At 72.9% G+C, this 16838-nt stretch carries 16 protein-coding genes and 1 pseudogene; 13 read left to right on the top strand and 4 right to left on the bottom strand.

Annotated features, from left to right (window positions below):
• The first annotated feature begins 128 nt into the window (after positions 1-128).
• From SLV14N_RS21495 to SLV14N_RS21550, 12 genes are all read left to right on the top strand, one after another.
• Positions 129-1850 (top strand): polyamine aminopropyltransferase, encoded by a 1722-nt coding sequence (locus SLV14N_RS21495; RefSeq protein WP_263270663.1) that lies wholly within the window; start codon positions 129-131, stop codon positions 1848-1850.
• A gap of 174 nt (positions 1851-2024) precedes the next feature.
• Entirely contained in the window at positions 2025-2930 is a 906-nt protein-coding gene (locus SLV14N_RS21500; protein WP_263270665.1) for an SRPBCC domain-containing protein, read from the top strand.
• 143 nt (positions 2931-3073) lie between these two features.
• Entirely contained in the window at positions 3074-3931 is an 858-nt protein-coding gene (locus tag SLV14N_RS21505) for an aldose 1-epimerase (RefSeq protein ID WP_208682846.1), read from the top strand.
• 10 nt (positions 3932-3941) lie between these two features.
• Positions 3942-4484 (top strand): orotate phosphoribosyltransferase, encoded by a 543-nt coding sequence (pyrE, locus tag SLV14N_RS21510; RefSeq protein WP_018092411.1) that lies wholly within the window; start codon positions 3942-3944, stop codon positions 4482-4484.
• A gap of 218 nt (positions 4485-4702) precedes the next feature.
• Positions 4703-5725, top strand: coding sequence for a class II fructose-bisphosphate aldolase (gene fbaA, locus SLV14N_RS21515; RefSeq protein WP_263270668.1), 1023 nt, complete (start codon positions 4703-4705; stop codon positions 5723-5725).
• Positions 5726-5858: 133 nt separating this feature from the next.
• Complete coding sequence (locus SLV14N_RS21520; protein ID WP_263270670.1) at positions 5859-7388, top strand: MFS transporter; 1530 nt, start codon at positions 5859-5861, stop codon at positions 7386-7388.
• A gap of 367 nt (positions 7389-7755) precedes the next feature.
• The gene (locus tag SLV14N_RS21525) at positions 7756-8169 is read left to right on the top strand and encodes a DUF3151 domain-containing protein (RefSeq protein ID WP_208682852.1); all 414 of its coding nucleotides are present in this window, start codon (positions 7756-7758) and stop codon (positions 8167-8169) included.
• Between the two features lie 223 nt (positions 8170-8392).
• Positions 8393-9301: a tryptophan 2,3-dioxygenase family protein gene (locus SLV14N_RS21530; RefSeq protein WP_208682854.1), complete on the top strand. Its 909-nt coding sequence runs from the start codon at positions 8393-8395 to the stop codon at positions 9299-9301.
• Positions 9294-10640 (top strand): kynureninase, encoded by a 1347-nt coding sequence (kynU, locus tag SLV14N_RS21535; protein WP_263270672.1) that lies wholly within the window; start codon positions 9294-9296, stop codon positions 10638-10640. Before SLV14N_RS21530 ends, kynU begins: the two co-directional genes overlap by 8 nt.
• Positions 10637-11410 (top strand): S9 family peptidase, encoded by a 774-nt coding sequence (locus SLV14N_RS21540; protein WP_263270674.1) that lies wholly within the window; start codon positions 10637-10639, stop codon positions 11408-11410. The genes kynU and SLV14N_RS21540 overlap by 4 nt, the downstream gene beginning before the upstream one ends.
• A gap of 82 nt (positions 11411-11492) precedes the next feature.
• On the top strand, positions 11493-12854 hold the full coding sequence (locus SLV14N_RS21545) for a sensor histidine kinase (RefSeq protein WP_263270676.1): 1362 nt from the start codon (positions 11493-11495) through the stop codon (positions 12852-12854).
• The gene (locus SLV14N_RS21550; protein ID WP_018092623.1) at positions 12851-13507 is read left to right on the top strand and encodes a response regulator transcription factor; all 657 of its coding nucleotides are present in this window, start codon (positions 12851-12853) and stop codon (positions 13505-13507) included. Before SLV14N_RS21545 ends, SLV14N_RS21550 begins: the two co-directional genes overlap by 4 nt.
• Positions 13508-13573: 66 nt before the next feature.
• Here SLV14N_RS21550 and SLV14N_RS21555 read toward each other — a convergent pair whose 3' ends face one another.
• The 3 genes and pseudogenes from SLV14N_RS21555 to SLV14N_RS21565 all read right to left on the bottom strand — a co-directional run.
• Positions 13574-14038, bottom strand: a complete 465-nt coding sequence (locus SLV14N_RS21555) for a calmodulin-binding protein (RefSeq protein WP_208682860.1) — start codon at positions 14036-14038, stop codon at positions 13574-13576.
• A 280-nt stretch (positions 14039-14318) separates the two neighbouring features.
• A complete protein-coding gene (locus SLV14N_RS21560) occupies positions 14319-14465 on the bottom strand; it encodes a hypothetical protein (protein ID WP_263270679.1) in 147 nt (48 codons plus the stop codon).
• Positions 14466-14792: 327 nt separating this feature from the next.
• Positions 14793-15014, bottom strand: a pseudogene (locus SLV14N_RS21565) (ATP-binding cassette domain-containing protein); the annotation flags it as partial.
• 94 nt (positions 15015-15108) lie between these two features.
• On the opposite strand from SLV14N_RS21565, the gene SLV14N_RS21570 reads away from it, so the two are divergent.
• Entirely contained in the window at positions 15109-15657 is a 549-nt protein-coding gene (locus SLV14N_RS21570; RefSeq protein WP_263270681.1) for a GbsR/MarR family transcriptional regulator, read from the top strand.
• Between the two features lie 22 nt (positions 15658-15679).
• Here SLV14N_RS21570 and SLV14N_RS21575 read toward each other — a convergent pair whose 3' ends face one another.
• Complete coding sequence (locus SLV14N_RS21575; protein WP_263270682.1) at positions 15680-16666, bottom strand: diacylglycerol kinase family protein; 987 nt, start codon at positions 16664-16666, stop codon at positions 15680-15682.
• Between the last annotated feature and the right edge of the window lie 172 nt (positions 16667-16838).

The following is a 16838-nucleotide window of genomic DNA, read 5'->3' on the forward strand; positions in this document are numbered from 1 at the left end:
CGGCCTGTACGACGCGGTGTGCCCTCGCGCCCCACGCTTCGTCAACGCTCCGCTTGAGGGGTGTAGCCCGTGAGGTGTACTCGTGTGGGTGACGGAGCGCCACAGAATCGTCACGTAGCGTTCACTTTATGATCGACCCGCCAGAGTCCGCTCCCACCGGCACTCCCAGCCCGCCGGAAGCCATGACACCGGCGCGACTGCCCGTGCCGGCCGGACCCGGCCGGCTGCTCGTCCTCGCCGTCGTCTTCGTCTGCGCCGCCTGCGGTCTGGTCTACGAACTCGAACTGGTCGCCCTGGCCACGTACTTGGTGGGCGACTCCGTCACCCAGGCGTCGGTCGTGCTGTCCGTCATGGTCTTCGCGATGGGTGTCGGCGCGCTGCTCGCCAAGCGGCTGCGCTGCCGGGCGGCGGTCGGCTTCGGCGCCGTGGAGGCCGGCCTCGCGCTGGTCGGCGGCAGCTCCGCGATGGCGCTCTACGCCTGCTACGCGTGGTTCGGCCAGTCCCGCTCCGCGCTCGTCGGCTTCTCCCTGGCCATCGGCATCCTGATCGGCGCCGAGGTGCCGCTGCTGATGACGCTGATCCAGCGGGTGCGCCGGCAGGACGCGGGCGGCGCGGTCGCCGATCTCTTCGCCGCGGACTACGTCGGCGCGCTGGTCGGCGGTCTGGCCTTTCCCTTTCTGCTGCTGCCCGGCTTCGGCCAGCTGACCGGCGCACTGCTCACCGGTGCGGTCAATGTGGTGGCCGGCGCCGTGCTGGTGCTGTGGCTGTTCCGCCGCGACCTCAGTGCCCGCGCCCGCTGGGTGCTCTTCGGCGTCAACGCCCTGGTCCTCGCGCTGCTCGCCGCGGGCGTGCTGCTGGCCACGCCGTTCGAACGGGCCGCCCGGCAGGCGGTGTACGGCTCATCGGCGCGGGTCGCGGTGCAGACCGGCGTCCAGGAAGTGGTGATGACCGGTGGGACGGGGGCCGGAGTCGGTGCGGGGCGGGGGAGGAAAGGTTCCGGCGGACCGCTGGCGCTGTATCTCGACGGCCGGCTCCGCGTCAGCGCGGAGACCGAGTTCCGCTACCACGAAGCGCTGGTGCACCCGGCGATGGCGGGCGGCCCGCACGGCCGGGTGCTGGTGCTCGGCGGCGGCGACGGCCTCGCGGTGCGCGAGATCCTCCGCTACCGCTCGGTCCGCTCGGTGACCGTCGTCGAACTCGACCCCGGCGTCCTGCAGTTGGCGCGCACCGACCCCGGACTCGCGCGCCTCAACCGGCACTCGCTCGCCGATCCCCGGGTGCGGGTGGTGACCGCCGACGCCTTCGAGTGGCTGCGGCAGCGGGGCACGGGCGGCCCCGGACGGCGGGCGGCGCCGTACGACGTCATCGTCTCCGATCTTCCCGACCCCGGGATCACCGCGAGCACCAAGCTCTATTCGCAGGAGTTCTACGGCCTCGCGGCGCGGTTGCTGGCCCGCGACGGGCGGCTGGTGGTGCACGCCGGGCCGCCGGTCGAGCGCTCGCGTCTGTACTGGACGGTGGAGTCGACGGTCCGGTCGGTGGGCCTGGCGACGGTTCCGTACCGGCTGTCCGGCCGGCCCGCGGCCTTCTCCGGCGGCCCGGACCGCTCGGCGGGCGCCGTCCCGCCGGTGGACGCCAAGGTGCCGGCCGCCGCGCCCTCGGCCGGGAACCGGTACTGGGGCTTCGTGCTGGCCGCGCGGCACCGGCCGTCGTTCGGTCTGGCGCCCGACGCACCCCCACTGGCCGGTCTCAGCGCCGCTGAGCTGCTGGCCGGGCGGCGGGCGGAGACCCACGACCGGCGGGCCGGGCTGCCGGCGTCGACGCTGATGCATCCGCGGTATCTGGACTGAGCCGGGCACGACGGAACGCGGTGACGGCGGGCGCGGACCACGCCGGACAACGGCCGGGGCCGCGCGGGTGCGGGGTGTGCGGCGGGCAGCGGTGTGTGGCGGGTTCCGGCCCGGTGTCAGAAAGTTCCGCGTGGGCGGGCACGGGTCCGCGGGCGCTGGGTAGGCTCCCATGTCATGGAGCATGAGGTGTACGTTCCGTTTCCCGTCGGGACCGTGCGGCAGGCGCTCACCGAGCCGGAGCGGGTGGCGCGCTGTGTCCCAGGAGTCCAGCTCGACGCCGATGCCGCCCCCCACTGTCCGGAGGGCCGGCTGCGACTGCGTATCGGAAGCTCCACCATCACCTATCGCGGCACGCTGACGGTCAGCGCCGCCGCGGACGAGGTGCCTGGTGACGATGGTGCGGGCGCCGCGGTGACCGTCGAGGCCAAGGGCACCGAGGCGCGGGGCGACGGGACGGTTGCGCTGACTCTGGCCGTACGGCTCTCCCCCGCCACCGAGCCCGGTCCCGGGACGATGCTGAGCTGCTCCGGCACGGTCCACCGCGACGGCCGGCTCGCCGACGCCAGCGATCAGTCCGCCGCCACTGTGGGCCGCCGGCTGCTGGACCGCTTCGCGGAGAACCTGGCAGGGGATCTGCAGCGGCGGCCGGTGGCCGACGACGGCGGACCGGCCGATGACGCCGAGGAGACGGCCGGGTCCGGGGTGTTCGACACCGAGGTGCCGCCCCCGTCCCTCGACCCGGACGCCGACGAGACGACGGACCCCGGTGCGGCGGCCGAGGCCGGCGAGGACGCCGCCGCGGGCGATTCCGCGGACACCTTCCCTTCGGTGCACCCCGAGCACGGCTACGGCGACGAGGCGGACCGGCTCGCCCCCGCCGAGGCCGCGCACGCCCGCCGCACGATGATCGGGCGCAGCGCGGAAGAGGTCGATCACGCCCCGCCGCGCGGCCGGTACGCGCCGGTGCCCGCACCCGAGTCGAACGGCACCTCCGTGACCCTGCGCTGGGCGGCGCCCGCGGCCGCGGTGGTGCTGGCGTCCGCGGTGGTCGTCGGCCGGGTACTGCGCCGGCGCCGCTGACCCGGGCCCGCGGCCCGTGGCGGACGCGCTCCGTGGCGTCCCGCGAGGGGCGCGGTGCGTCGCTGGGGCCGCGAGCGAGTGCAGTGCGCCGGACGCCGCGGCCTCTCCGGCCCTGATCCGCCGGACACCCTAGGCTCGGTTCCGTGAGCACCGACAACACCACGCAGCGCGCGGCGCGGACGCCGGAGGGCGTGCGACTGGCCGCCGGCGACACCGAACTGACCGTCCGGCCGGACCAAGGCTGCCGGATCGCGAGCCTCCGCGTCGGCGGTACGGAGCTGCTGCGGCAGGGCAGCAGCTATGGCTGTTTCCCGATGGTTCCGTGGTGCGGACGGCTCGCCCACGGGCAGTTCCGCAATGGCGGCGAACTCCACCAGATGCCGATCGACGCCGCGCCGCACGCCATCCACGGCACCGGCCGCGACCTGAGCTGGCGCACGGTGCGGACGAGCGCCACGGAGGGGGTCTTCACCTACGACCTCGCAGATCCGGCGGCGCCCTGGCCGTACCCGGGGCGGGTCACCCAGCTCGTCGAACTCGCCGACGACGGCGGCTCGCTCACCCTCACCATGGGCGTCGAGGCGACCGCCGACTCCTTCCCCGGGCAGGCCGGCTGGCACCCCTGGTTCCTGCGGAACCTGGGGGAGGGCGGCGCGGACGTCTACCTCGACTTCGCGCCCGAGTGGCAGGAGGAGCGGGGCGCGGACCACCTCCCGACCGGCCGTCGGATCCCGCAGAAGCCGGGACCCTGGGACGACTGCTTCGGGATGCCGCGGGGCGTGGAGGCCACGCTCACCTGGCCGGGCCGCCTGGAGCTGAAGATCACCAGCCGCGCCGAATGGGCCGTGGTCTACGACGAGCAGGAGGCCGCGGTCTGCGTCGAGCCCCAGACCGGCCCGCCGGACGGTCTCAACACCCTGCCGCGCCTGGTCACCCCGATCGACCCGCTGGAGATCTCCATGACCTGGAGCTGGCGGAGCCTCGCGCGAGGCACCGCATAAGCTCGTGCGCATGAGTGACGACGTGCGCGGCGAGCTGCTGCAGCAGATCAAGGACAAGGCCGTGGTGCACGGCAAGGTGACGCTTTCTTCCGGCAAGGAGGCCGACTACTACATCGACCTGCGCCGGATCACCCTGGACGGCGAGGCCGCGCCGCTGGTCGGTCAGCTGATGCTGGACATCACCGCCGACCTGGACTACGAGGCGGTCGGCGGGCTGACGCTCGGTGCCGACCCGGTCGCGACCTCGATGCTGCACGCCTCCGCGGCGCGCGGCGGCCGGCTGGACTCCTTCGTCGTCCGCAAGGCGCAGAAGGCGCACGGGATGCAGCGCCGTATCGAGGGCCCGGACATCACGGGCCGCCGGGTCCTGATCGTCGAGGACACCTCCACCACCGGTGGCTCGCCGCTGACCGCCGTCGAGGCGGCGCGTGAGGCGGGCGCCGAGGTCGTTGCGGTGGCAACGATCGTCGACCGTGGTGCCGCCTCGGCCATCGCCGAGGCCGGACTGCCCTATATCACGGGCTACCAGCTGGGTGACCTCGGCCTGGGCTGAGGCCGGCGCCACGGTCGCGCCGGATCGGGGTAATCCGCGCTGACCTGCGACTTTGCCGAGGGGCGGCTGGTTTCACGTGAAACCGGCCGCCCACGGAGTGGGACGGCCGGACAGGCAATGTGGAGCGAGAGGCCTTGTCTGGGAAGATGTGCACGGCGAAGTCCTCGCCCCCTGGTCAGGGCCCAGTACGCACACCCGCACACACAAGGAGCGGACAGATGCCCATCGCAACCCCCGAGGTCTACAACGAGATGCTCGACCGGGCGAAGGCAGGGAAGTTCGCCTACCCGGCCATCAACGTCACGTCGACGCAGACGCTGCACGCCGCACTGCGTGGCTTCGCCGAGGCCGAGAGCGACGGCATCATCCAGATCTCCACCGGTGGTGCGGAGTTCCTGGGCGGCCAGTACAACAAGGACATGGTGACCGGCGCGGTGGCGCTCGCCGAGTTCGCGCACGTCGTCGCCGAGAAGTACGACATCACGGTCGCGCTGCACACCGACCACTGCCCCAAGGACAAGCTGGACGGCTACGTACGTCCGCTGCTGGACATCTCCGCTGAGCGCGTCGCCAAGGGCCAGAACCCGCTGTTCCAGTCCCACATGTGGGACGGTTCGGCCGAGACCCTGGCCGACAACCTGGCCCTCGGCCAGGAGCTGCTCGCCAAGGCCGCCGCCGCCAAGATCATCCTTGAGGTCGAGATCACCCCGACCGGTGGCGAGGAGGACGGCGTCACCCACGAGATCAACGACGAGCTCTACACCACGGTCGATGACGCGCTGCGCACCGCCGAGGCGCTGGGCCTGGGCGAGAAGGGCCGCTACCTGCTCGCCGCCTCCTTCGGCAATGTCCACGGCGTCTACAAGCCGGGCAATGTCGTGCTCCGTCCCGAGCTGCTCAAGGACCTCCAGGAGGGCGTGGGCGCCAAGTACGGCAAGGTCGCCCCGTTCGACTTCGTCTTCCACGGCGGCTCCGGCTCCACCGAGCAGGAGATTGCCACCGCGCTGGAGAACGGCGTGGTCAAGATGAACCTGGACACCGACACCCAGTACGCCTTCACCCGCCCGGTCGCGGACCACATGTTCCGCAACTACGACGGTGTGCTGAAGGTCGATGGCGAGGTCGGCAACAAGAAGACCTACGACCCGCGCAGCTGGGGCAAGCTGGCCGAGGCCGGTATGGCCAAGCGGGTCACCGAGGCCTGCGCCAACCTGCGCTCCACCGGCACCAAGATCAAGTAACCGGCGGGCCGCACCGCCGGCCGCCGCGCACAAGGGCTCCGCATCCGTCCGGGATGCGGAGCCTTTCGTGTGCCGGCCCTGCCTCGCGGACGCAGGGCGGGCGCGCGGGCGCGGGGACGGGCATGCTCGCGGTATGAGCGAACCGAGTGCGCCCGGCGCGGTCCGGCTGGCCTCGGCACAGGGCCGGTGGGTGCTGCTGACGGCCGTGCTGGGGTCCGGGATGGCGCTGCTCGACGGCACGGTCGTCAATGTCGCCCTGCCCCGGATCGGCGAGGACCTCCACGCGGATCTGGCGGTCCTCCAGTGGACCGTCACCGCCTACCTGCTCACCCTCTCCTCGCTGATCCTGCTGGGCGGTGCGCTCGGTGACCGCTTCGGCCGGCGCCGGGTGTTCGTGATCGGCGTGGTGTGGTTCGCCGCGGCCTCGCTGCTGTGCGGGCTCGCACCGCAGGCCGGAGTGCTGATCGCGGCCCGTGCACTGCAGGGCGTCGGCGGGGCGCTGCTCACGCCCGGTTCACTGGCGCTGATCCAGGCCGTCCTCCACCCCGCCGACCGGGCACGCGGGGTCGGCGCCTGGTCGGGGCTCGGCGGGGTGGCCGCGGCGGTGGGCCCGTTCATCGGCGGCTGGCTGGTGGACGGCGCCGGCTGGCGCTGGGTCTTCTTCCTGAACGTGCCGCTGGCGGCGGTGTGCGTCCCGGTGGCGCTGCGGCACGTACCGGAGACCCGGGAGCGCGGGGCCCGCGCGCACCGCGGCTTCGACGTACGGGGCGCGGTGCTGGGGGCGCTGGCGCTGGCCGGGGTGACCTATGCGCTGATCGCCGCGCCGGACGGCGGCACCGGCCCCGGAGTGCTCCTCCCCGCGGTGGCCGGGGTACTGCTCGGGGTGCTCTTCGTCCAGGTCGAACGGCGACGGGCCGATCCGATGCTGCCGCCCGCCATCTTCCGTATCCGCCAGTTCTCCGCCATCAACGCGGTGACGGTCTGCGTCTACGCCGCCTTCAGCGGATTCTTCTTCCTGTCCGTGCTCCAGCTCCAGGTCGTGGTGGGCTACTCGGCCCTGCAGGCCGGTACCGCGCTGCTGCCCACCACCGTGCTGATGCTGCTGCTCTCCGCCCGCTCCGGAGAGCTGGGGCAGCGCATCGGCCCACGCATCCCGCTCACCGTGGGACCGCTGCTGTGTGCCGCGGGGCTGCTGCTGATGATGCGGGTGGGCCGGGGCGCGTCCTACTTCGCCGATGTGCTGCCCGCGCTGGTGGTGCTGGGCGCGGGGATGGTGACGCTGGTCGCGCCGCTCACCGCGACCGTGCTGGCGTCGGTGGACGTGGACCGGGCGGGCCTGGCCAGCGGCATCAACAATGCGGCGGCGCGGGCCGCTGGCCTGATGGCGGTGGCGGCGCTGCCCCTGCTCGCGGGCTTCGGCCCGGAGGCCTACCGCTCGGCGGACGCCTTCGGCGCGGCCTTCCTGCGCGCCATGCCGCTGTGCGCCGGCGTCCTGGTGGCCGGCGCACTGATCGCCTGGCTGACCGTACGGACCGACGCCCTACGCCCCGAACCGGGCGCCGAGGAGCCCTGCCACGCGAAGACGACCTTCCACTGTGGGGTGACCGCACCCCCACTGGACCCGGGCGAGACACGAGAAGACAACGCACCACACGAGGGCTGACGCAAGCCCCCACCAACCTCCAGAACTCCCCCCACGGGAGGGGACGGGCCGGAGGGGCAGGGTGTCCGGACGTAAAGCGAAGCAGTCCGGACACCCTGCCCCGGAGGCCCGTCACCGCACCCCAACAGCCCCGCGCAGCGGACCGGCTCGCCGCAGGCGCAATGGCGGGAGGGCCGCAGAGTGGGGCCGAGGCAAAGCGCAGCGGACCGGCCCGCCGCAGGCGCAATGGCGGGAGGGCCGCAGAGTGGGGCCGAGGCAAAGCGCAGCGGACCGGCCCGCCGCAGGCGCAACGGCAAACAACCCCCACGGCGGGAAAGCCGAAAACGTGGTGCGGGGCCACCCCGCAGGGCACTGGCAAACTGGAACCATGCCCATTCACGAAAACCTTCTCGGGGGACCGCCCCCGACCCATCTGCCCGACGATCCCGAGCCCCGCGAGCTGCTCGCCGCGGGCACGGCACCGTCCGATGTCGCCGCGAAGTACCCGACCTCGTCCCTGGCCTGGGCGCAGCTCGCGGACGACGCGTTCGAGGGGGGCCGGGTCGTCGAGTCGTACGCCTACGCCCGCACCGGCTACCACCGCGGCCTGGACGCGCTGCGCCGGGCCGGCTGGAAGGGCCACGGCCCGGTGCCGTTCGAGCACGAGCCCAACCGCGGCTTCCTCCGGGCGCTGCACGCCCTCGCCCGCGCCGCCCAGTCGATCGGCGAGCAGGACGAGTACGAGCGCTGCGCGACCTTCCTGCGGGACTCCTCGCCGACCGCGGCCGACACCCTCTCCTGACGGGCCGCCGCCGGTCCCCGTGGCGGGGCCGCCGGTGCTGCTGCCAGGGAGCTCCCAGGTCAACGGGCCGGCCGCGTGATCGCGGTCGGCCCTTGCGCGGTCGCTGTCCAGCACCGATGATTTCAGTGGGCCGGGCCATCCCGCGCCCGAGGGGACCGGGGCTCCCGAGCCGACGAGGAAGGGGCGGACCGCTACCCGGTAGTTCGCACCTGAGGAGTCCCTCATGTCGCAGCCGTCTCCCATCGATCCCCCGGACCGCGGATCGACCGCGCCCGCCGGGTGCCCGGTATCGGCCGGCACCGCCGAGTCCGACCCGCCCTTCGCCCCGGATCTGAGCATCGGCGCCAGCAGCACGACCCCGTACGAGGACTATGTCCAGGCGGGCGTCCTCACTCATCTGCAGCACCCGCTCTCCGAGGACCCCGGCGAGATGGTCTTCCTGGTCACCACCCAGGTCATGGAGCTGTGGTTCACCGTCATCGTCCATGAGTGGCGCACCGCCGCCGAGGCGCTGCGCCGCGACGACCTGCCGGTGGTCATGGAGGCGCTGCGCCGCTCCACCTACGAGCTGGAGGCGCTGAACGCCGCCTGGAAGCCGCTCGCCCGGCTGACCCCGGCGCAGTTCAACGCCTACCGCAGCGCGCTCGGCGAGGGCTCCGGTTTCCAGTCGGCGATGTACCGGCGGATGGAGTTCCTGCTCGGCGAGAAGTCCGCGTCCATGCTGGTGCCGCACCGTGGTGCGCCGCGGGAGCACGCCGAGCTGGAGAAGGCCCTCCAGGAGCCCAGCCTGTGGGACGAGGTACTGCGGATGCTCGCCCGGCGCGGCTGGGCGGTCCCCGAGGCCGTGCTGCGGCGGGACCCGGCGCAGCGTTACGAACCGGACCCGGCCGTCGAGGCCGTCTGGGCCGAGATCTACGCCGGTTCGCAGGACTCCGAGCTGGTCCGGCTCGGCGAGGTGCTGACCGATGTCGGTGAACTGATCCGCCGCTGGCGCAACGACCATCTGGTCGCGACCTGGCGGGCGATGGGAGCAAAGATGGGTACCGGTGGTTCCGCGGGCGTGGCCTGGCTGGAGAAGCGGGCACGCAAGAATGTCTTCCCCGAGCTGTGGACGGCGCGAAGCCATGTCTGAGACTCCCGAGTTCCCCGAGGCCACCGGCCGCACCGAGCCCGCCGGGGCCCGTGAACAGGCCGTGCGCGCCGCCGAGTTGGACGCCGCCGATGCGCTCGCCGCGATCCGCGACCGCTTCGTCCTCGACCCCGCGCCCGATCACGCGTCCGGCGACGCCGATGTCTATCTCGACGGCAACTCGCTGGGCGCGCTGCCCCGCGGGGTGTCCGACCGGATAGCCGATGTCATCACCCGCGAGTGGGGGCAGCTGCGCATCCGGTCCTGGAACGAATCCGGCTGGTGGACCGCGCCCGAGCGGATCGGCGACAAGATCGCCCCGCTGATCGGGGCGGGGCCCGGCCGGGTGGTGGTCGGCGACTCGACCAGCGTCAACCTCTTCAAGGCGCTGATCGGCGGCGTCCGTATGGCCGGCAAGGGCTGCACGGAGATCCTCGTCGATGCCACGACCTTCCCGACCGACGGCTATATCGCCCGCTCCGTGGCCCGGATGACCGGTCTCGCGGTGCGGCCGGTCGAGCCCGCGCGGATCGCCGACGAGGTCACCGAGCGGACCGCGCTGGCGCTGGTCAACCACGTCGACTACCGCACCGGCCGGCTCAACGACCTGCCCGGCATCACCCATGCGCTGCACTCCGCGGGCGCGCTCGCCGTCTGGGACCTGTGCCACAGCGCCGGCGCGCTGCCGGTCGGCCTCGACGCGCACCATGTCGACCTCGCCGTCGGCTGTACGTACAAGTACCTCAACGGCGGCCCGGGTTCGCCCGCGTACCTCTACATCCGCGAGAGCCTCCAGGAGCGGTTCGAATCGCCGCTGCCGGGCTGGAACTCGCACGCCGATCCGTTCGCGATGGACCCTTCGTACGTCCCGGCCGACGGCATTCTGCGCGGCCGGGTCGGCACCCCCGACATCCTGTCGCTGCTCGCCCTGGAGGCGGCGCTGGAGGCCTGGGACGGGGTGTCCATCGAGGAGGTCCGCACCAAGAGCCTCGCCCTGACGGACTTCTTCCTGGAGTGCGTGGCGGCCTATGTACCGCCGGGCAGTGTGCGCTCCCTCACCCCGTCCGAGCACCAGTGGCGCGGCAGCCAGGTGTCGCTGGCGTGTTCCCCCAAGCTGTCCGCCACGGACGGGCAGGGCGGCACCCCGCTCGCCGGTGAGGTGATGGACGAGCTGATCCGGCGCGGGGTGGTCGGCGACTTCCGTTATCCCGATGTGCTGCGCTTCGGCTTCACCCCGCTCTACACCTCCTTCGCGGACGCGGAGCGGGCGGCGCGGGTGCTCGGTGAGGTGCTGGGGGCGCTGCCCGAGGTGGAGTCGGGGGCGTCCGGGGCCGCCGGGTGAGTGTGGCGGACGAGGAGCCGGCGCTGCTGGGGCTCGCCCCGGTGGCGCCGGACCGGACGGTGGCGTACGGGCCGCATCCGGACCAGCTCGTCGATGTCTACGCGCCGCGGTCGGGCGAGGGCGGTCGGGCGGCGGTCCGCGGGCCGCTGGTCGTCCTGCTGCACGGCGGCTTCTGGCGGGCGGCCTACGACCGCCGCCATCTCTCTCCGCTCGCCGCCGAACTGGCCGGGCAGGGGATGCCGGTCGCGCTGGCCGAGTACCGCAGGGTCGGCGCGGGCGGCGGGGCGCCGCAGACCTTCGAGGACGTCACGGCGGCCATCGGCGCCGCCCACACGGCGCTGGCGCAGACCGTGGCGGACCCCGCCGTGGTCCTGGTCGGGCACTCGGCGGGCGGCCATCTCGCGCTGCTCGCGGCCGCCCGCCCCGGCACCCCGGTGACCCGCGTCCTCGTGGTCTCACCGGTCGCCGATCTCGCCCGCGCCCATGAGCTGGGTCTGAGCGACGGCGCGGTCGCCGAGCTGCTCGGCGCCGGGCCCGGTCTGCCGGACCGCCTTGCCGCGGCCGACCCGGCGCGCCATCCGCCGGCCGGCATCCCGGTCACGATCCTGCACGGCACCGACGACCCCGACGTCCCGGTGGAGCTCTCCCGCCGCTACGCCGCGCGGAGCCCCGGCACCACGGACCTGCGCGAGCTGCCCGGCGTGGGCCACTACGCCCCCGTCACCCCCGGCAGCCCCAGCTGTCACACACTTGTCGGTTGCCTGAGCTGACCTTGTAGTACTTGAGGCGGATCCCCGCAGATCCCCACTGGTGGGGACGCCCGGGGGTCCGCCGTTGCTTACCGTTGTCAGCGTGAACGAGACGACCCAGAAGCAGGACTCTTTGCACTCGGAGGCACGGATAGCCCATGGCGTGCTGCACCGGCTGCGCCAGGACCTGTTCGTCGACGCCTTCGCCTTCCGCCCGCTGCCCCCGCTGGAAGATGCCAAGATCTCCCGGTGGGTGCCGTGGCTGCCCGAGAGGCTGCGACGCTGGGCACGCTGGCTGCCGCATGTGACCGTCGGCTTCTTCTCGGCTTTTGTCCTCCTGGTGGACCTGGCCAGCTCCGGCCCCGGACCGCTGCACGGCATGGTGGCCGCCGGCTTCTCCCTGCTGCTCGCCGCGCCGCCGATGCTCACCCTCTTCCGCCCGGTGGGCGCCTACTGGCTGTCGTTGGCCGCGTTCGCCGTTGGGGCGTTCGCCGAGTCGACCTCCCCGTACGCCAACCTCTTCTCGAACGGCGCCTTCGCCACCCACGTCATGGTGATGGTCCTCGTGGTGCTGCGCACCCGGCCGCGGCTGGCCATGGAGATGTGGCTGGTCACCTTTGCCGTGGCGGCGGTCCTGACGGTGCTCACCGGCACGGACCCGGGTGATCCGGCGCCGGTGGCGGTCTTCTGCGGAGTGATTCTGATCTCCGCCGCCGCGGTCCGTGCCTGGCGCGAGGAGCGCCAACAGGTCGTCAGGACGCGGACCGTCACCGAGGAGGAGCGCACCCGGCGGACGCTCCTGGAGGAGCGGGCCCTGATCGCCCGCGAGCTGCACGATGTGGTGGCCCACCACATGTCCGTCATCGCCATCCAGGCCGAGGCGGCTCCCTACCGCGTCAAGGACACCCCGCCCGAGCTCGCCACGTCCTTCGCGACGATCCGGGAGAACGCCGTCGCCGCGCTCGCCGAGCTGCGCCGCATCCTCGGCGTGGTGCGCTCCGCCGACCCGGACACCTTCGCCGAGAGCGACCCGGAGGCCCCGCAGCCGACGCTCGGCCACCTCGACTCGCTGCTCGACAGCGTCCGCGGTGCCGGGCTGACCGTCGAGGCCGTGGTCACCGGTTCGCCCCGGCCGCTGCCGCAGGGCGTCGAGCTGTCCGCGTACCGGATCGTGCAGGAGGGGCTGAGCAACGCGCTGCGGCACTCGCCGGGCGCCGACGCCCGGGTGGAGATCTCCTATGTGCTGGGCGGGCTGGGCGTGCGGATCGTCAACGGTGCGCCCAGCCGGCTGGCCAAGCCGTCCCCGGGCGCGGGGCACGGAGTGCTGGGCATGCGGGAGCGGGTACAAATGCTGGGCGGCGAGATGACGGCCGACCACACCGAGGACGGCGGTTTCGAGGTCGCGGCGTTCATCCCGGTGGCGAACACGACGGGCAAGAACAAGGCTGGGGGAGCACGCGCATGATCCGGGTATTGATCGTCGACGATCAGGTGATGGTCCGGGAGGGCTTCTCCGTCCTGCTCAACGCCATGCCGGACATCGAGGTCGTCGGGGAGGCGGTCGACGGCCGCGAGGCGGTGCGCAAGGTCGCCGTCCTCAAGCCCGATGTCGTCCTGATGGACATCCGGATGCCGGAGATGAACGGCCTGGAGGCGACCCGCGAGATCGTGGCCGCCGACGAGGGCGCCAAGGTCCTGGTGCTGACCACCTTCGATCTGGACGAGTACGTCTACCAGGCGCTGCGCTCGGGGGCCAGCGGCTTCCTCCTCAAGGACGCCTCGGCCGGCCAGCTCGCCGACGGCGTCCGCATCGTCGCCTCCGGCGAGGCGCTGCTCGCCCCCACCGTCACCAAGCGCCTGATCTCCGAGTTCTCCCGCCTCGGCACCCCCCGCGCCCCCGCCCAGGAGCGCATCGCCGACCTCACCGAGCGCGAGACCGAAGTCCTGGTGCTGGTCGCCCAGGGCCTGTCGAACGGGGAGATCGCCGAGCATCTCGTGGTCGCCGAGTCCACGGTGAAGACGCATGTCAGCCGCATCCTGGTGAAGCTGGGGCTGCGCGACCGCACCCAGGCCGCGGTGTTCGCGTACGAGGCGCGGCTGGTGACGCCGGGGGGCTGAGGGCCTCGGGCGGAACGCGCGAGGACCGCCGGCGGACGAGTCCGGCCGGCGGCCCGGCACGCGCCCTTACGGCTGCGGGACCTCCCGCAGCAGCTTCGAGCTCCAGGGGCACCAGATCAGGCCGGGCAGGAACGGCCCGCCGGCCTCGTCCAGATGCTCTTCGACATAGGGCGTGGTGGCGTCACAGACCTCGATGGCGAAGTCGAAGAAGTCGATCGTCTCCGGGCGGAGGTGGAAGCTCCAGCGCCAGTTGTACGGGGCGGGGCGCTTGTCGATCCGGCCGATGACATGGGGCTCCGAGCTGGTCGCACCGCTCAGCAGATCCCGGGCGTGCTGGATCTTGCGCGGGTCGGTGAGCTTGATGACGAATTCCTCGCGGGTGACATCGGTCATCACGAAGTAGGCCGCCGAGTCGACCCGGTGGGGCTGTGCGGCGTCGCTCGCCTGCTTCCCCTGGGCCGGTCCGGCCGCCGTGACGGCGAGCAGTGCCGCCGCCGCGAGAATGCCGATCTTGGTGGTGATGCGTCGCATGAACCCCTCCGGTGCCGCGGGTCGTGGTCACGACCGTGCCCACGGAAAGTAACGGGTTGGTCACCAAGTGCTCCAGGGTTACTGCGAGTTAACACACCGCCAGGTGAAATGGCGAACAGTGACTGGCGGTTGGCCACGTCGTGTGCTGTATCCACATGCTGTGGACAGCCGGGCGCCCACTCACCACCGCGTACGGAAGTGCGCCGCCGGAGTCCGCTACAGCTCCGACGGCGCACGTCTTCGGGGACGGCCGGCCGTGGGGCGACGGGCCGCCGGGGGATCAGCCGATGTCGCGCCGGCGCACCCCCACCAGGCCCAGGAGGGCGAAGAGGGCGGAGAGCGCCGGCAGCCAGACGAACGGGGCGGCGGTGGCGTCGGCGCCGGGGAGCTTGGGGAGATGGTGTACGGGGAGAGATTCATCGCCCACGCAGGGAACTTGAGGGAGGGGCCGAGCCAGCCGATGGCCAGGCAGCCGCCGACGAGCGCCCAGACGGCGGGGGTGGCCTTCGGGAACAGCCCGAAGACGAGGACCGCCAGACCGGTGAGCGTCCAGACCGCCGGGACCTGGGAGAGCGCCGCGGCCAGTACCGGGCCCAGTTGGCCGCCGGGGTCGCGACCGAGAGGCCGTGGGCCAGGCCCAGGGCCGGCACCCAGGCCGGGATCATCAACCGGTCGCGGCGCAGCGCAAGGCGCAACAGGGTGCCGGTGCCCGCCAGATGACGGGGGCGTGCGGCGCGGGCGGGACGGGCCGCGAGGGGTCCTTGCCCAGGAGCCGGGCCGTGCCGCCGTCGGCGCGCAGCAGGCCGAGCAGTACCCGGATCGTCGTGGACTTGCCGGCGCCGTTGGGTCCGAGGAAGCCGTGTACCTCACCGGCCGCCACCTGCAGATCGAGGCCGTCCAGCGCATGGGTGCGGCCGAAGGACTTGTGGAGACCGTCGACCCGGATCGCGGGGGCGGTGGAGATTGCCTTGGTCATGATTTTGAAGCTACGCTAGATTCACAAATTTGTGAAGTTAAGAAACCGTATAAACTTGGGGTGGGTGGCTCTGAACAGGGGAGATGATGCGGATATGAGCGAGCAGGCACAGCAGAGTGCGGACCGGACGGACGACACCCGCCAGTACGGCGGCGACACCACGCGTGATGACGAAGCGGTCTCGCAGTTCGTCGAGCGGTTCGCCTCCCAGCTGGTCGACGCCGGTATGCAGCGGATGTCCGCCCGGGTCTTCGCCTGTCTGCTGGCCTCCGACTCCGGCGTGCTGACGTCCGCCGAACTCGGCGAGCGCCTCCAGGTCAGCCCGGCCGCCGTCTCCGGCGCGATCCGCTATCTCTCCCAGGTCGACATGGTCAGCCGGGAACGTGAGCCCGGCTCCCGCCGCGACCGCTACCGCGTGCACAGCGACCAGTGGTACGAGGCGATGACCCGCCGGGACAACATGCTCACCCGCTGGGAGAGCACCCTGCGCGAGGGCGTCGCCGGCCTGGGCGAGACCACCCCCGCCGGCCGCCGGCTCGGCGAGACCCTCGCCTTCTTCGAGTTCATGCAGAAGGAACTCGCCGGGATGCTGGAGCGCTGGCGCACCTACCGCGACGACCTGCGCACCGACTACGAACGCTAGACGGGCACCCCGGGGGCGCCGCTCACCCGTTCCGCGGCAGCTGGAGCCGCCATGCCGCCGGCTGCACGGTCCACGTACGGGTCCTGACCGGCCCGCCGACCACCGCATCCGCCCGGTAGTGGAAGTCCGCGCCGGACACCGTCACCGCCCGCGCCCGGGTCCGCACCGGCCGCGCCCCGCCCGGCCAGTGCACCACGACCTCGGCCAGCTCACGGCCGTCACCGGCACCGCCCCCCGGCCGCGGCCCGTCCGCCCCGGTCTGCCCGCCGGGCACCACCGACACCCCGCGCACCGGCCGGTCCAGATCCGCCAGCAGCACTCCGTCCGCCTCGATCCGCAGCCGCTGCCCCGGCACCCGGGCCCGCCGTGCGCCAAGGCCGGCCGCCGGCGCGGCCAGCAGCGCCAGCGCCGTACGGGCGGTCCGCGCGGCCGGCTTCCACCACGGCCGGGGCCCGTCGAGGCCGTCCGGCGGGCCGCCCCGTCCGCCCAGGGCGTCGGCCGGTCCGACGGGGGCCGGCGGCGGGGCCGTCCCCGGCACATACGCCCCGTGCACCGGCCGGGTCGCCTCGCTCCCGCAGGGGATGCGCAGGCCGCCCAGCACGATGCCGTCGCTGTCGTCCGTGAGCAGATCCATCGGCCGCTCCCCGCCGTCCAGGACGGCCCGCGCGGCGGCCACCGTGTCCGTGGGGACGCCCAGTGCGCGGCTCAGCGCGACGGCGGCCGGGGCGCCGACCGGGACCATCGACAGCGGCACCGCGGCCAGCTCGCGCTCCTTGTGCAGCAGGCCCACCACCCGCAGCAGCGTCCGGTCGTCACCGATCACCACCGGGCGCCGGTGGCCGCGGCGGGCGAGCATCCGCGCGAATTCCTCCGGACCCTCCGGAAGACAGATTTTCGCGCCCGCGCCCGCGCACAGGACATCCTTCGCGATCCGCACGGACTCGCCGTCCGTACTGCGGGCGACCGGGTCGATGACCACGAGCAGGGGGTACCCCCGAACGGAGTCCACGGGAGAGTGCCCAGAAGGCTGCGCCGACACCTCGGTCCTTCCTCAGGTAGCATCTCGGTGCAAGAGCCCCTTGCGCTATTGCGCCAGGGGCTTCGTCTATTCCGGGGCACCGGTCCGACGGCTCTAGCGATGACGTACGCGTGAAAAGGCACGCCGACGCCATCCACGCACG

It is taken from the genome of Streptomyces sp. Je 1-4 4N24, from assembly GCF_026239515.1.
GTDB lineage: Bacteria > Actinomycetota > Actinomycetes > Streptomycetales > Streptomycetaceae > Streptomyces > Streptomyces nigrescens.

Excerpts from the sequence above, each read along its gene's own strand:
- SLV14N_RS21550 (WP_018092623.1), top strand. The coding sequence starts at position 12,851 with ATGATCCGGGTATTGATCGTCGACGATCAGGTGATGGTCCGGGAGGGC.
- SLV14N_RS21495 (WP_263270663.1), top strand. The coding sequence starts at position 129 with ATGATCGACCCGCCAGAGTCCGCTCCCACCGGCACTCCCAGCCCGCCG.
- pyrE (WP_018092411.1), top strand. The coding sequence starts at position 3,942 with ATGAGTGACGACGTGCGCGGCGAGCTGCTGCAGCAGATCAAGGACAAG.
- SLV14N_RS21570 (WP_263270681.1), top strand. The coding sequence starts at position 15,109 with ATGAGCGAGCAGGCACAGCAGAGTGCGGACCGGACGGACGACACCCGC.
- SLV14N_RS21520 (WP_263270670.1), top strand. The coding sequence starts at position 5,859 with ATGAGCGAACCGAGTGCGCCCGGCGCGGTCCGGCTGGCCTCGGCACAG.
- SLV14N_RS21555 (WP_208682860.1), bottom strand. The coding sequence starts at position 14,038 with ATGCGACGCATCACCACCAAGATCGGCATTCTCGCGGCGGCGGCACTG.
- SLV14N_RS21530 (WP_208682854.1), top strand. The coding sequence starts at position 8,393 with ATGTCGCAGCCGTCTCCCATCGATCCCCCGGACCGCGGATCGACCGCG.
- SLV14N_RS21525 (WP_208682852.1), top strand. The coding sequence starts at position 7,756 with ATGCCCATTCACGAAAACCTTCTCGGGGGACCGCCCCCGACCCATCTG.
- SLV14N_RS21500 (WP_263270665.1), top strand. The coding sequence starts at position 2,025 with ATGGAGCATGAGGTGTACGTTCCGTTTCCCGTCGGGACCGTGCGGCAG.
- kynU (WP_263270672.1), top strand. The coding sequence starts at position 9,294 with ATGTCTGAGACTCCCGAGTTCCCCGAGGCCACCGGCCGCACCGAGCCC.
- fbaA (WP_263270668.1), top strand. The coding sequence starts at position 4,703 with ATGCCCATCGCAACCCCCGAGGTCTACAACGAGATGCTCGACCGGGCG.